Annotated in this window: 12 protein-coding genes and 2 pseudogenes; 6 read left to right on the top strand and 8 right to left on the bottom strand. The window is 38.8% G+C overall.

The window, feature by feature from the left end; all coding sequences use genetic code 11:
* Window positions 1-127: 127 nt before the first annotated feature.
* Both KBP50_RS05460 and KBP50_RS05455 read right to left on the bottom strand, forming a co-directional pair.
* A complete protein-coding gene (locus KBP50_RS05460) occupies window positions 128-1,042 on the bottom strand; it encodes a peptidase U32 family protein (protein ID WP_050350361.1) in 915 nt (304 codons plus the stop codon).
* 420 nt (window positions 1,043-1,462) lie between these two features.
* A complete protein-coding gene (locus tag KBP50_RS05455) occupies window positions 1,463-1,816 on the bottom strand; it encodes a SpoIIAA family protein (RefSeq protein ID WP_050350360.1) in 354 nt (117 codons plus the stop codon).
* A 157-nt stretch (window positions 1,817-1,973) separates the two neighbouring features.
* Between KBP50_RS05455 and KBP50_RS05450 the strand changes: the two are divergent.
* A pseudogene (locus KBP50_RS05450) lies at window positions 1,974-2,458 on the top strand (DMT family transporter); the annotation flags it as partial.
* Between the two features lie 161 nt (window positions 2,459-2,619).
* A pseudogene (locus KBP50_RS22740) lies at window positions 2,620-3,830 on the top strand (MFS transporter).
* 180 nt (window positions 3,831-4,010) lie between these two features.
* Here the strand turns inward: KBP50_RS22740 and KBP50_RS05440 are convergent.
* The 6 genes from KBP50_RS05440 to KBP50_RS05415 all read right to left on the bottom strand — a co-directional run bounded on the left by KBP50_RS05440 (window position 4,011) and on the right by KBP50_RS05415 (window position 11,134).
* Window positions 4,011-5,495, bottom strand: coding sequence for an aldehyde dehydrogenase family protein (locus KBP50_RS05440; protein WP_050350359.1), 1,485 nt, complete (start codon window positions 5,493-5,495; stop codon window positions 4,011-4,013).
* Between the two features lie 27 nt (window positions 5,496-5,522).
* Window positions 5,523-6,419, bottom strand: coding sequence for a 4-hydroxy-tetrahydrodipicolinate synthase (dapA, locus tag KBP50_RS05435; protein WP_050350358.1), 897 nt, complete (start codon window positions 6,417-6,419; stop codon window positions 5,523-5,525).
* Between the two features lie 106 nt (window positions 6,420-6,525).
* Window positions 6,526-7,959 (bottom strand): Na+/H+ antiporter NhaC, encoded by a 1,434-nt coding sequence (gene nhaC / locus KBP50_RS05430; RefSeq protein WP_050350357.1) that lies wholly within the window; start codon window positions 7,957-7,959, stop codon window positions 6,526-6,528.
* A gap of 45 nt (window positions 7,960-8,004) precedes the next feature.
* A complete protein-coding gene (locus KBP50_RS05425; protein ID WP_050350356.1) occupies window positions 8,005-8,910 on the bottom strand; it encodes a proline racemase family protein in 906 nt (301 codons plus the stop codon).
* A 12-nt stretch (window positions 8,911-8,922) separates the two neighbouring features.
* Window positions 8,923-9,948, bottom strand: coding sequence for a proline racemase family protein (locus KBP50_RS05420; RefSeq protein ID WP_050350355.1), 1,026 nt, complete (start codon window positions 9,946-9,948; stop codon window positions 8,923-8,925).
* The gene (locus KBP50_RS05415) at window positions 9,935-11,134 is read right to left on the bottom strand and encodes an NAD(P)/FAD-dependent oxidoreductase (RefSeq protein ID WP_050350354.1); all 1,200 of its coding nucleotides are present in this window, start codon (window positions 11,132-11,134) and stop codon (window positions 9,935-9,937) included. The genes KBP50_RS05420 and KBP50_RS05415 overlap by 14 nt, the downstream gene beginning before the upstream one ends.
* 620 nt (window positions 11,135-11,754) lie before the next feature.
* On the opposite strand from KBP50_RS05415, the gene KBP50_RS05410 reads away from it, so the two are divergent.
* The 4 genes from KBP50_RS05410 (at window position 11,755) to KBP50_RS05395 (ending at window position 15,310) form a co-directional block, all read left to right on the top strand.
* The gene (locus KBP50_RS05410) at window positions 11,755-13,431 is read left to right on the top strand and encodes a sigma-54 interaction domain-containing protein (protein WP_050350454.1); all 1,677 of its coding nucleotides are present in this window, start codon (window positions 11,755-11,757) and stop codon (window positions 13,429-13,431) included.
* A gap of 67 nt (window positions 13,432-13,498) precedes the next feature.
* Window positions 13,499-13,768: a (2Fe-2S)-binding protein gene (locus KBP50_RS05405; RefSeq protein ID WP_050350353.1), complete on the top strand. Its 270-nt coding sequence runs from the start codon at window positions 13,499-13,501 to the stop codon at window positions 13,766-13,768.
* Window positions 13,765-14,100 carry a (2Fe-2S)-binding protein gene (locus KBP50_RS05400; protein ID WP_050350352.1) on the top strand — a complete coding sequence of 112 codons (336 nt, stop codon included), beginning with the start codon at window positions 13,765-13,767 and terminating at the stop codon, window positions 14,098-14,100. The genes KBP50_RS05405 and KBP50_RS05400 overlap by 4 nt, the downstream gene beginning before the upstream one ends.
* Complete coding sequence (locus KBP50_RS05395; protein WP_050350351.1) at window positions 14,093-15,310, top strand: NAD(P)/FAD-dependent oxidoreductase; 1,218 nt, start codon at window positions 14,093-14,095, stop codon at window positions 15,308-15,310. The genes KBP50_RS05400 and KBP50_RS05395 overlap by 8 nt, the downstream gene beginning before the upstream one ends.

The following is a 15,310-nucleotide window of genomic DNA, read 5'->3' as shown; positions in this document are numbered from 1 at the left end:
CGTTTTATATTTATTCCATTATGCTGTAAAGTTCCGTTCCAAAAAGCGATGAGGTTGCCTTTTCTCTACGTTTACAAATTAACGACTCATTCCATGCGCCATTTCACTAGACATTTTGATCCCCATGTCATTGAACATCATTAGGATTTTTCAAAAAGAATCCTTCACCTAAAGTTCGTTCGCTAGGGTGATGCTCTTTTACTTTTAAATTTAATTTTTCTTTTAACTCATCGGACCAGCCTTTATCCAAAAGTGCCTGTTTCGCTTGAACAAATTGCTTTGCAACCTCTACAAATGCTCGTCCTTGTGTATAGATCCCATCTAATTTCCATTTTGAAATACCTGCATCCACTAACTTTTTCAAATGCGGTAATAAATTAATATCATTTGTATCAAAAATATGCGTCCCATTCATATCTTCATAAATCGAATAATGTGTTTCTGGCTTTTTCGGTTCGGATATAAATAAATGCTCTTGATTTTTGCTTTTCTCATTTGTATAGCTGAAATAATTGGTTACTAGTGGGCGCTTTGAATGGTGAATACAAGTTGCTCCGTACACGAGTACTTCCACAGGTACATCCGCATGCTCAGAAATAGAGATTAATTCTTCATAGGTTAATTCCCTTGCTAATACCGCTCCTTTAGCTCCTCGCTTCGCCCAAAAATTAACCTGCTTTGCACTTGTAACCATCGTGTGTGGATCATATACATATGGTATTGAAACTTCATGCTTGTTTAACAAATGTATAATACCAGGGTCACCAATGGTAACGTAATCAGCTCCCGCTTCTTGCAAGAAATCGAAATATCCAGGTATTAATTTTACCCTGTCATTATGAATAATGGCGTTCATAGCGACACAGACTTTTTTATGTTTTGCATGTGCGATGTGACATATTTCTTTTATTTCTTCCGGGGAGAAATTTGCAGGTAAACGAAGACCAAAAGTAGCTTCTCCAATATAAAGTGTATCAACATCTGCATCTATCAGTAATTTTGCTTGGTTTATTGATTCTGCTGTAGCTATAAGTTCAACCATTCACAATCATCCTCAATTTATATTTATATAAAGCGACACTTGTACAAGAAGAGAGAGTTTTCTCCTTGAGATAACAGCTAACATCCGCACAATCTTGTACTTACAAGCCTAGCCTAATTGCATTAGTCTCAATACAAAGGAGTTTATGCTCACCCCAAATCATTGATAAAGACAAGGAAACAATCGCAATGATCGGTAACATCCATAGATGTGGGATAGTTATATTTGTTTGTGTCTATCTTCCATTTGATATCATACCATAAAAAAACAACAGGAAGAGCTCATCCATAAACATGTAAAAAATCCGTCAATTACTCAAGCAATAGACACCTTAGCTACTGCAACTAAAATATGAAAAGATCCTATCCTGCCTTAGGCAAAATAGGATCTTAATAATTGTTTTGGTTCTTACTATAAAGATCATGTTCCTAACCAGCGTTGTGCTTGAGATTTATCTTTAGGGGCAAAATGCTTGAGCTCCGTTTCAGGTAGTATTCCTTCTAGTTTCACTCCCATTTCAACCCATTTCTTGTCACTAACAACAGCCATTTTATGGATATCCTTTAAATGCTGTGTCATTTTTAAATCTTCTAGGGCGCCTTTTAAAGTCACTCCTTCCATATTTTCAATGGATAAAAGAATATTTACTTTACTATGCTCCTGTCTTTTCATCATGAAGAATTCCTCGAAATGATGCAAATCCTCCTTTTCTACTTTACCTTGTATTTCAATTTCAAGAGCATTGTCAAATGGTGCTGGGGTTATTTTAATCATGTTTTCTCAGCTCCTTTTACTACGATTTATTTGTTTTTTCCCAGCAGCATTCTGTTTCAAACTTCTTTTCCTTACATAGATTTTTCTTATCATCTAGTGTTTTGATACAAACCCGATTATAATAGATTGGAAACAATAACAAGGGTGGATCATCACCATGCAAAATTCAAGCAGGATTACTGGATTATTTTTAGTTATTATTGGCGCAACATGTTGGGGTATCGGTGGAACCATTTCACAATACTTATTTCAACATTACTAGCTAGAAGTCAATTGGCTTGTAACCACACGTTAACTACTAGCAGGCATGCTTCTGTTAACCATACAATTTTTTTAAAAGATCGAACACAAATAATATCGGTATGGAAAAATAAACAAGTCGCCATTTCTTTACTTATCTTTGCCTTATTCGGAATGTTAGCTGTCCAGTATACATATATGGCCTCCATTCATTACGGAAATGCAGCTGTGGCAACACTACTGCAGTATTTGGCACCAGTTATGATTATTATCTACCTCCTGATTAGAAAACAAACCGCCCTAACGAAGCAAGATATCCTCACTGTCGCCCTTGCTTTAATAGGTTGTTTTTTCTTGCTTATAAATGGTAGCTTGTCCGAGCTTTCTGTACCTGTCCCTGCTTACAAGCACTTTATAGGGATCAAACAAACTAAAAACCGAGTGACGTAAAAAAACAACGAAGTGCTTTACCAAGATAAAAGAATGCTCTCTTTTACATAAGCCTGTTATTTATTTATCGAAGCAAGCTTCATTCAAACTTTAAAAATTAGGGTGAATACAAAATGAATAGTTGGAAAAATCCGATATTATTATTGTTCTCCATTGGCATTTCAAGCATCGGGGATTTCATTTACTTAGTTGCCATTAATATTATTGTATATCAGTTGACAGGCTCTGCAGCAGCTGTTGCAGGACTTTGGATTATTGCGCCATTAGTAAATATAATTACGAAGTTTTGGACAGGAAGCTTCATTGATTATCGGAGCAAGAGGAAAGTGATGATCGTAACTTACATCATTCGCGCTGTGTTTATCTGCTTTATCCCATTGGCACCAAACATGATTGTAATTTACGCTATTCTCGTTGTTCTAAGTATTGCAAATGCTTTTTTTCATCCATCATCAACGACTTATGTTACTATCCTTGTTCCGAAAGAAAAAAAAAACGGTTCAACTCTTTTCGCTCATTTGCAAGCTCTGGTGCATTTATTATTGGTCCAGCTATCGGAGGATCACTTATTTTATTAACTTCTGTTGAGATAACATTATGGATCAACGCGGTATTTTTCTTAATCGCAGTGTCTTTACTATTCGTTTTGCCAGAAAAAGAGAACATTAATAAAGATGCGATCCCAGCATTGACCATATCTCAAGTTATCCAAGACTTTACTGTCGTTCAGAAATTTATAGCAAACAATAAATATGTATCCTTTATTTATCTTGGTTTTATTATGATCATGCTTTTCACCTTTGCCATGGATACTCAAGAAGTAGTTTTTACCCAGCAAGTAATAGGCCTTTCTGAATTTGAATACAGCATGTTAATTAGTATAACTGGAATTGGTTCAGTTGCTGGTGCGATTTTATTATCAATCTTTGCAAACAAAATCTCATTAAGATATATGATTGTGTTTGGTCTGATTATGATGACTGTCGGTTATGTCATTTATGCATTCTCCTGGTCCTTTGCATCCATTGTGGTTGGTTTTATCATCTTAGGATTCTTTATGGTATTCTTAAATGCAGGAATAATGACTTTCTATCAAAATAATATCCCTGTTGAAGTCATGGGAAGAGTAACGAGTATTTACCAATTAATCCAAAGTGCTAACCAAGTATTGTTCATTTTAATAATTGGCGTTACAGCAGATATAATTTCACTACGACTTACGATTGCTACTCTCGCTATGATCATGTTATTTTCATCTTTTATTTATTCCATTGCAGTGTTGAAGCAAGATAAAAAATCCTATTACCAAGAAAACGATATCTAAAAAGGAAAAGCTATCCAAAATTAAATTTGCTATGTCCTACTCCAATAATGAATGGCAGGATTCAAGTATAAAAAAATTGGTTAGACTAATACACCACACATGTTTGCAGCATTAAAATGTGTGGTGCATGAATCATCAATCGTTTTCGTAACTTAAATATAAAGTTTATCCGCTTCTCAATTATTGTAAATTCACCCAAACACTTTTGACCTCAGTATAATTGTCTAATGCATAATTCCCCATCTCTCTGCCGATGCCTGACTGTTTATATCCGCCAAATGCCGCTGCTGGGTTTTCCTGATTACAATCATTAATCCAAACCGTTCCTGCTTTTAATCTTCTGGCTACTTGGTGCCCCGTTCGGATATTTTCGGTCCATACCGCAGCAGCTAATCCATAATCACTATCATTCGCTCTTCTAATTGCTTCCTCTGTCGTATCAAATGGAAAGACAGCAACAACCGGTCCGAATATCTCTTCTCTTGCGATCCGCATATCATCTTCTACGTCTGCAAATACGGTCGGCTTAACAAAATATCCCTTATCCCCAGCGCTTTCACCACCAGCTACTAATTTAGCTCCTTCTTTTTTGCCAATTTCAATATAATGAAGCACACGCTCAAATTGTTCTTTTGAAACAAGTGGCCCCATATCCGTATTAGCTTCCATTCCGTTACCGAGTTTTGTTGCGTTTGCACGCTCGACTAACGCTTCAACAACATGATCGTAATGCTTGCGATGTACATAGACACGAGATGTAGCACTGCAATTTTGTCCGTGATTGTACATAATTCCTTCAAACGCACCTTCTATTGCTTTTTCAATATTTGCATCTGCTAAAATTAAATTTGGTGATTTCCCACCTAATTCCAGTGTCAAATCTCTAACGTGTTCTGCCGCCTTACGCATAATGGATTTTCCAACACCCGTAGACCCTGTGAAAGCTAACTTATCTATCCCAGAATGCGTTACAATTGCCTCACCCGCAATTTCACCGTACCCAGGAACAATATTAACAACGCCCTTTGGAAAACCAGCTTCCTCTAATAATTGAGCAGCATACAGTATAGAAAGCGGCGTCTGTTCTGCAGGTTTCAACACAGTGGTACATCCAGTTGCCAAAGCCGCTCCAAGTTTCCATGAAGCCATCGATAGTGGGAAATTCCAAGGAATAATTTGCCCAACCACACCAACAGGCTCATGGACAGTGTAATTTAAATAATCCGGAGAAATGGGAACTGTCTGCCCTAATACTTTCGTCGCCCACCCAGCGTAATAACGAAAATGTTCTACAGTACCAGCAATGTCATCCTCTAGCGCAATCTGGTAAGGCTTCCCGTTATCAAGTGTTTCCAATTGTGCTAATTCTTCTTTATGTGCTTCCAGTAAATCAGCGAATTTATAAATCAAATGCGAACGCTCTGCAGCTGATATTTGTGGCCACTCTCCATCGTCAAATGCCTTTCTCGCTGCGTGCACAGCTAGATCAATATCCTCTTCTTGAGCTTCACTAACTTCTACTAAAACTTCTTCCGTAGCAGGGTTATATACTGGGAATGTTCTCCCACTTTTAGCAGGTAGATATTCTCCATTAATATATAATCCAACCGCTTGCTCCAAAAAAGCTTTTACATTCGGTTTTAAATCCATTTGCGATGTAACCATACTATAATTCTCCTCCCTTTGTGTTTTTTATATTGTTACATACTGCTCAAGCTGCAGTAAAATCGCTTTTAATGTCGCTTCTTCTTGCTGATTTAACGGTAACCTTGGTTTTCTTGATGGTCCTCCCGCAAGCCCTTGCAAATCCATCGTCCGTTTGACAATCTGTACATATTTCCCTGAACCTTCCAAAAAATTACATAACGGAAGGATTTGATCATAATAATTCCATGCCTTATCCAAGTCCCCTTGCTGGACGCTATGAAATAAATTGGTAGCTAATTTTGGAACAATATTACCCGCAACAGAAATCCACCCTGTGGCTCCAACTAATAGAGACTCTAACACCAGATCATCGGCTCCGCAGAACGTTTGAATATCGTCTTTACCCTGTCTTGTAATATCGCGTACTTTTCGAATATCCCCGCTTGATTCTTTAATGTGGGTAATATTTTCGACATCCCGGGCCACCTGTAAGATGGTTTCTGTTCCAATATCAACACCTGATGTAAACGGATTATTATAAATCATGATTGGTAAGGTCACAGAATTCGCCACTGCCTTAAAATGCTCATAAATTTCCGCATCTTTTGGATGGGCATAATACGAATTAATTAGTAACGCCGCATCTGCTCCTATCTTTTCAGCATATTGTGTATACATAATCGCATCTTTTGTTGTTTCTGCAGCTGTTCCAACAATTAAAGGCACTCTTCCACCTACCTGCTCAACTGCTGCTTCCATCAATTGCAATTTTTCCTGCTTCTCCAAGCTAACAAATTCTCCCGTACTTCCATTGACAACTAATCCTGCTACATCCTGGTTAATAAAATGTTCAATATTGGATCTTAAGCCATCAACATTCACCTCCTCATTTTCAAACATTGGTGTCACGAGAACAGGAAATGCCCCTTCCAGTTGTTTCATGTTCCTTCCTCCCCTATTTTTTTGTTATCATTATTTGTTCGCTTTCATAAGAACGTAGGTAATCATTCTGAGACCATTGTTTTCTCAGTCCTTTTTTTAACTTGCATTATAAGTTTCCAGCTTGTTCTGGATCCAACTGATTTGCTTTTGGTTCCCCATGCGCTTTGGTATACCAAATAAATGTATTGGTAAATCCATAAATGATCGTAATCAAGATGACTAAAAAGTTAAACCATAGAAATGGTAAATAAGCCAGCGTTGTCACTCCAAGTGTTGTTGCCATAAATACTCCACCATCTGACCACGGAACCATTGGTGTCGTCATCGTGCCCCCTGCTTCTGTATTCCTGGATAGCACACGACGATCAATATTTAAACGGTCATAATTCTCTTCGGTAATTTTACTTGCAGTAATGATCGAAACATACGCAGCACCACCGAAGAAGTTCCCAAAAAATCCAGCTAGTAAAGTTGTTACGGTCGTTTTTCCAGCACTATTAGCCCAACGTAACATCGTTAAGCAAATCGCTTGCAAGATTCCAACCTTTTCCATTAAGCCCCCAACACCAAGTGCAAAGATGATCAAGACGATGACATCCAGCATAAATACAATACCACCACGATTTAACAAATTATCAATAAATTCTACACCAGAAATGATTTCACTACCTTGGTATAGAATCTTGAAGGCTTCTAACAAAGCGATATTCTGAAACAAATAAGCCCATATTGTTCCAAGTAAAGCACCAAATAATATAACTGGAATAGATGGCATTTTCATCGCCAGTAATCCAATAACAAGGATCGCCGGGATTAACATATACCAGCTAATGGTAAAGTGCTCATTTAGTGCTGTCATCGTAGCATTCGCTTGTGATAAATCCCCAGAACTATCGAGAAAAAAGTAACCAGTAAGTAAAAATAGAGCGCCTGTAAGTAAAAATGCTGGACCGCTTACAGTAAGCATGGATTTAATATGCTCAACAAGATTCACCTTCGACAGAGAAGCTGACATGACAGTCGTATCGGATAAAGGTGAAATTTTATCCCCTACATAGCATCCTGAAATAACCGCCCCTGCCACTAATGCTACAGGTAAGTCAAAACTAGTACCAATGCCCATCATCGCAATCCCTGCTGTACCTGCTGAACCAAACGAAGTACCAGTCGCAATCGATGTGATCGCACAAATGATGAACGCTGCGACTAAAAAAATACTTGGCTGGATAATGGTAAGGCCATAGTAAATGATACTCGGAACAATTCCTCCTGCAATCCACGTTCCAATAAGTGCACCAACTGAAATAAGAATAAGCACTGCTTCAGAACCGTCATACACCCCTTTAAGTAAACCATCTTGCATCTCTTTATACGAATAACCAATTTTCCAACCTACAAGCATGATGACGAACCACGTTGTTAACAACCCTAGCTGGATTGGAATCGAAAACTGTACGACAAATAAAAACATAATGAAAACAAACGAAATAAGTACAAACAAAACTTCTGCCAATGTAGGCAAACGTCTATTCATTTCCATCCTTCACATCCCCTTTTTGTGAAGCGGTTTCAGAAATCCTTGTATTTACTTTAGTAAAAAACCTTCCTCTAATGGATCTCCTGCTTGCAAGACAAACTGATGTTCACCAGTTAAAACCGGTCGCAATGGAACAGTACACAGCCCATCCGTTATTGTTGCAGTCAAACTGCTACCAACAAGATTCTCATGAATAAGTTGCAATGTTTTTTTTCCTTTTGCCCATGCTAATGTCAGTAAAGCAATGGTGCTATCTACGCCCGGTGAACGTAAGATAAATCCATCCCCCTCAAATGTAACAGAGCAAAATCTTCCTTCCCCTAACGCTTCTGTTAGCATGATGCCAGCATTATCTCTCCTCCTTTCATTAAGGTCACGTAGTACTGGTTTTGCCCAGCTTGTTATTGCAGCTAGATGTTGCAATGAAATAGCTGGAATGGACGAAGGTAATTTAAAAATATAATAGTTCCTTAATCGATCCACCTGTACCAGTTCCCATTCGTCCGTATTTTCTACCACTTCACCTATTTGAAGATTCATTTGCATGCTTACAATCTCATTTCCCTTCCTATTTACGTATAAATGGTAGATGCCATGCGTGGTTTCAATGGCATATTTTCCACTTTTAGATATTGTCAATGTGCCCGTTTCTATAAGTGTTGTTAATGCAGCGAATAACCCACTATAACTAAAATATGTTTCATAATAATGATGTAAAAACACGATACCAAAATCGGCTTGTTGAGATGGTGTAATCACACATCCAGTTATCCCCCGATGCCCTCTCGGTTCATTCAATAACATTCTTATCTCTGTTAAAAAATAGCGTTTTAAAATTGCTTCTAAAGAAATACAGTCTGTCATGTGTAAATGGAACGGGGAATGGATGATGATTCGAAATGCTTCACCCGCTACATGGACATCATATGTGTTCATTATTTTATTTATATCCAACCGCTTTCCCCCTCAGTCATGTGCTTCCATTGGCGGAATAAGCAAAAAACCTTCGTTCAATGGATCGTGTTCCTTGTAAAAAAATCGGTGTATGCCCATTACCCACGCTGAACCGGTTACTTCTGGGATCACCGCTATATATTCATCTACTTTCGTTTCCTCTAGTATCCTTGCTTGAAATAGGGTACCGACAATACTTTCATATATAAAGGGTTCTTTCACACCAATTTCTTGTTGCCGAAACATGGTAGCTAATTTCGCAGAAGTCCCCGTCCCACATGGCGAGCGATCAATGCCACCAGGCGGAACAATTACGGTGTTTTTTAAATCTGCTTTTGGGTTTACTGGAGCTGTAAAAAATTCAATATGTGTTAATCCTTTAATAAAAGGATAAAGCGGATGCACTACTTGTACATTTGCATTTATCTTGTTACGTATGGTGATCGCATGCTCAATAATTTGTGAGGCATTGTCTGTTGTTAAACTGATATCGAGTTGTCGCGCATCAATAATGCCATAAAAATTGCCACCATACGCGATATCACAATGCACTTTTCCAATTCCTTCTACATCTATTTCAATGGTTGTGAATAAAAAGGAAGGCACATTTGTAAAGGTGACCTCTATCGCTTTACCATCTGTTACTTTCACCTTCGTTTTCACTAACCCAGCAGGAGTATCCAAATGAATACAGGTATAAGGTTCCAATACCTCTACCATTCCAGCTTCAATTAAAGCGGTACAAAAACCAATTGTATCGTGTCCACACATTGGTAAATATCCACCTGTTTCCATAAATATTACTCCCACATCAGCATCTGGATGACAAGGAGTTACCATCAACGCCCCTGACATGACGTCATGACCCCGTGGCTCATTCATGAGAAATTTTCTAATCCAATCATGATTTTCTTTCATATCCAGCATTTTTTCAGACATCGTATTCCCATTTAAGTTAGGCAAACCCGTTAAAACGGTTCTAGTCGGGTTCCCACCAGTATGGGTATCAATGGTTGTAAATAGCTTATTGTATTTCACTTAATTCACGACCCTTTCTTTCCTTAAAGCGCTCATATCTTAATGCCTTCATCGGAATCGATGTTTCCTCACCCGCTAGCATCTCCGCCATTACCTTTCCAGTAATAGCTGCTAAGCTAATCCCGTCACCTTCATGACCCGCAGCGATATAAAAACCAGGAACCTCTTCAACAGACGATACAATAGGAAGGTGGTCTTCTGTCCACGGTCGCAGCCCTGCATATGTCCGAATAACCAACATATCCGCCATTTTCGGATAAAAGCGAATCGCTCGCTTGGCTATATGTTGGCTAATTTCATGATTCACTTTGTGATTAAAACCAGCAAATTGGCGACTGCTACCAATCAAAAAATTTTGGCTTTCGGTCGGTTCAAATACCAATGCTATTCCATATCTTTCCGTTAAGTTATCGACTTGCCTCTTTCCGCCAAACTTGGATATCAAATAACCAAATTCCATTACTTTTCGCAGACCGACAGGCTGTTGCCTGGAAGCCACGATTAATTGACCCTTCTTAGGATGAATCGGAATGTTTACTCCCAGCATGTCTCCAATAATTGGCGCCCACACACCACAAGCATTTACCACTTTATTCGCCGTATATTTTCCCACTGTTGTTTGAATAATAAATTGCCTTTTCTCATCTTGAATTATTTGTACTACTTCCGTATGCGTGTGGACTTTTGCTCCAAGCTGTTTTGCACTATAGAACAAAGAATAGGTGAGCATATATGGATTCACGGTAGAATCTGTTTTACACTCTAATCCACCAGATAAATCATCAGCAAAGTAAGCTGATTCATTCTTTAGATCATTTCGATCAAGCATATGAAAATCAAGCCCAGCTTTCCGTTGTTGATTCACCCACTGCTGGGCGGCCTCCAGCTCTTGCTCATTTTCACAAACGAGAATACTTCCTGGATTACGATATTCGAATGGAACCTCTAACTCCTGAGCTAGCTCATGTACTAACTGCTGACTTTTTAACGACATTTGACTATCAAAACCTGGATCTTTATCAATTGCTAAAATATTTCCGTCACATCTGGAAGAAGTCCCACTGGCTAATTCATCTTTTTCTAACACCGTAATATCTAGCCCAGCCTTCGCACTATAATAAGCGATTGCAGCACCAATAATTCCCCCGCCAATAACGATGACATCACAATGCGTTGTACGTTCCATTCCACTCCCACCTCCTTCCCACAAATTAAAGCAAAATTCATGCCAAAAATTGAAACCTCCCTCAGAAGAGGTCCTGTTGCGCGTAGTGATTGTTTACTTGAACGAATTGGGCACTTAGATGTTGTTATTTTACTTCAGCTTCTTATATCACCTCGCCATTGACACGAGAGCATTGCGAAGCCTTTTCATTCAGCATAAATAAAATAATTCGCTATCCCGCACAAAAAGGGAGACCTTCACATACTTGAACTCTTCTATCTTGGGAAGTTAGTAAATAAAGGGAAGCTTCCATCAGTGGAAGTTTCCCTTCATCTCCCCGGCTTGTTCGTACCGTAATGGTATGACCTAAAGGCCGCTTACGAAATAGGCATTTAGATGCTGTTATCTCCCACTTATACTTTGTTGCAGTACAGATTATCCAACTCCTGAAGCGGCAGTCTTATAGCACCTTATATACGGGATAAAATTTTCAAATACAAATTAGTAGCAAAAGAGATTGAAAATTTCGCATAATTATGTAAAAATAATTTAGAAGTGTAAATATTTTTTAACACATTGGAGGGGAATTGATAGTGCTTACAAAACTTCCGACTACGGAAACATTTGTTTCTACCAATTTTATGCTTGTCGATAATCTCATTGTGGAGGAAAAGAAAATTCCACTACATGCTTTATCGAAACAAAATGAAAAGATTTTTTATCGCAAAGGTATGTCATATTATCAACTAGTATTTTCCAAGCATCAAACGAACTTCGATCTTCTTCCATGCAAAGTGATAAAAAATGGTAGTACAGTGGAGAGCATTGTACAATACCTACAAGAATATTCTTGCTTGGTTGTGCTAAAAGGAAATAGCAATGAAATGATCGGGTATATCCACGTAACTGCATTTATTCCCCAATTATTAACTAACTTCCGCGAATTACAAGCATACATATCTACTATTCTGGACACAGTGGATGAATCATGCACCGTCATCAATCAATCCAAGCGGGTCATTGCTTGGACAAAGGGTGCTGAGCAATTATTTTCCGTTAATAAAGAGAAGATCATCGGGCAATCGATCACTGATTTTTTTAGTCGAGAAAGGTTAGAAATCTTAAATACGTTAGAAAAAGGGACATCTGTCTACCACCACCAACATCAAGCAAGAGAAAATCAGGTTGTATTAATTAATTCCAACCCAGTTCGTTTAAACGATACCATCATTGGCGCTGTTGTGTCTGAAACCGATATCACAAGTCAAATTCGCTTAAATAAAGAATTATACCAAGCAAGAGAAAGACTCTTCCATTTAGAAAAAGAAGTAACGAAATTAACAGCCAAGGAAGATCCATTCCAAGCTATACGCGGCAACAGTCCAGTTTTAAATCGTACCATTCATAAAATAAAAAAAGCAGCTGCTACGGACACAGGCATTCTTATTTACGGGGAAAGTGGTGTAGGAAAAGAATTATTTGCAAAAGCAGTACACCATATACGCGAAGCTGAGGAGGCACCATTTGTAGCTATTAATTGCGGTGCAATTCCGTCTTCACTGTTTGAAAGTGAAATTTTCGGTTATGAAAAAGGAGCGTTTTCAGGAGCTGATTTAAAAGGAAAGAAAGGAAAAGCTGAGTTAGCTCAGGGGGGCACGTTATTTTTAGATGAAGTTGGCGAAATGCCACTAGAAATGCAGGTTAAAACATTACGACTTTTACAAGAAAAAGCCTTTTATCGTGTAGGAGGAACGAAGGAAATACATGTTGATTTTCGCGTTATCGCTGCAACGAACAAGGATCTAAAAGCGTTAGTAACCGAAGGCAAATTTAGAGAGGATCTCTATTATCGATTAAATATTATTAGTATCGAAATCCCTCCATTAAGACAACGACCAGAAGATATTATTGAATTAACCCATTATTTTCTTCATGAAATATCAATTAAGTACCAACAGCCGATTCACGGAATCTCTCAAGAAGTGATGCAAGCACTGCTACAACATAGCTGGCCAGGAAATATTCGCGAATTGCAAAATGTAATTGAACGATTGGTCGTGTTTGCAGAAGATGGGGAGATTCATCTAGAAGAATTGCCATTTGACGTCGACCAAAGTCATACACCGTCCAATTTCCCACCAGAATCTGCAGCAAATGATAATCTTGCGCTTAGTACTCGATTGGAAGAAGTAGAAAGAAAGATTATTTTGCAAGAACTAAAAAAAGCGGGTGGAAACAAACTGCTTTGCGCCAAAAACTTACACATCACGAGAGCTACTTTGTATAACCGCCTCAAGAAATTAGGGATTCAAGGATAAACCTGTGGTTTGGCATAGTTTTTGCTAATAAGTTATACAAAAAAAGATTCTAGGGGTGTTGAGTAATATGGATGAAAAAGAAATAATTGTATGTAGATGCGAAGAAGTTACTCTTTCAGAATTAGAGCAAACGGCAGCAACGTACGACTGCTCTGCTCGGGAATTGAAATTGCGCACTCGAGCTGGAATGGGTTTTTGTGGTGGGAGAACCTGCCGTACAATGATAGAAGCATTCGGAATAGATAAGCGAGAAAAAAATCAACACCAAGTAACATTAAAATATCAAGCTCCTGTCCGTCCGGTTCCATTCGGTAAATTAGGAGGCGAAACACCATGACTCGAATAGAAAACCATCCTATTCTCGGAAAATTAGGTAGTAAGAAAGCCGTAACCTTTACATTTGATAATCAAGCAATCCGAGGATTCGAAAACGAACCCATTGCTGCTGCTTTATTAGCAAACGGTATTCGTACGCTTAGAAACCATGAGGAAACCGCGAAACCACGTGGTATTTATTGTAATATCGGACATTGCTTTGAATGCAGAGTCACCGTTAATGGAATTCAGGGGAAGCGGGCCTGTCTAACACCAATAAAAGAAGGTATGGTTGTACAAAGCGGTAAGCAGTTAGCCTCTCCTGTTAGAGATTGGAGTGCAAACCATGTATGATATTATTGTGATTGGCGCCGGACCAGCTGGATTAGCTGCAGCGAGTACAGCTGCGCAAGAAGGTTTACATGTATTAGTAATAGATGAATATATGAAGCCGGGTGGAAGGCTATTGGGGCAGTTATATCAAGAGCCTAATGGCAACTGGTGGAATGGGCTTGAAGAATCCGCCAAACTAAATGAGCAAGCTGAGAATGCAGGTGTAAAAATTATTTTACAAACAGTTGTCTATGACATTGAACGTCAAGACTCATCATGGACTATTTATACCGAAAATATAGTCTATACAAGCAAACAATTGTTACTTGCTACGGGAGCAGCAGAATCACCTGTACCTCTTCCCGGATGGACATTACCGGGGGTTATGTCTGTAGGTGCAGCACAAGTGATGACGAATGTACATCGAGTAAAACCAGGTGATAAAGGAATGGTCATCGGAGTGAATGTGCTGTCTGCTGCCATTGCAATGGAATTGCAGTTAGCTGGAATCGATGTCGTTGCCATGGCACTTCCTCCATTAAATCAATTAACACACCAGCATTCCCGTCCTAAAGAAGTAATGGAGGCTTTATTACATGTATCCCACCTAGCTCCTTCCAAGCTCTTAAGAATCGGCAGTAAGTTCATGACCAATCATTTCATGAGGCAACTTAGCATTCGGTTTTACCCCAAAAGTGGCGTAAGCCTGTGGGGCATCCCGATTCAGTTACGAAAAGCGGTGACAGAGATCTATGGCACAAACCAAGTAGAAGGTGTTATCATTAGTACCATTGATACAAATGGTAACCCGGTTTTGGGAAGCGAAGAAAGAATAGCCTGTGATTTTGTTTGTATTGCTGGAGGGCTGTACCCGCTAGCGGAACTGGCTGGTGTTGCCAATTGCCCTTTCTATTATGTGGATGAACTTGGCGGCTATGTCCCCATACATAATGAGAAAATGGAAACCCCCATTGAAGGTCTATATGTTGCCGGAAATATTACAGGGATTGAAGGCGCAAAAATAGCGATTTCACAAGGAGTTGTCGCAGGATATTCCATGGCAATCGCCTCTAGAAAACAAGGCTTAGTCGAAAAGCTACAGGATTCTATAAAAAAGGTGCATGAAACAAGAAAGCAAGCTGCCATTCGGTTTCATCCTAAAGTCGATATAGGAAGGAACATCATTCACAAACAATGGGAGACTCGCCAAGCACAAATGGTGCAACTATAA

This window comes from Virgibacillus pantothenticus, from assembly GCF_018075365.1.
In the GTDB taxonomy this organism is placed as follows: domain Bacteria; phylum Bacillota; class Bacilli; order Bacillales; family Amphibacillaceae; genus Virgibacillus; species Virgibacillus pantothenticus.
The sequence above is the reverse complement of the archived record's forward strand: the minus strand, read 5'-3'. Positions and strand labels throughout refer to the sequence as shown.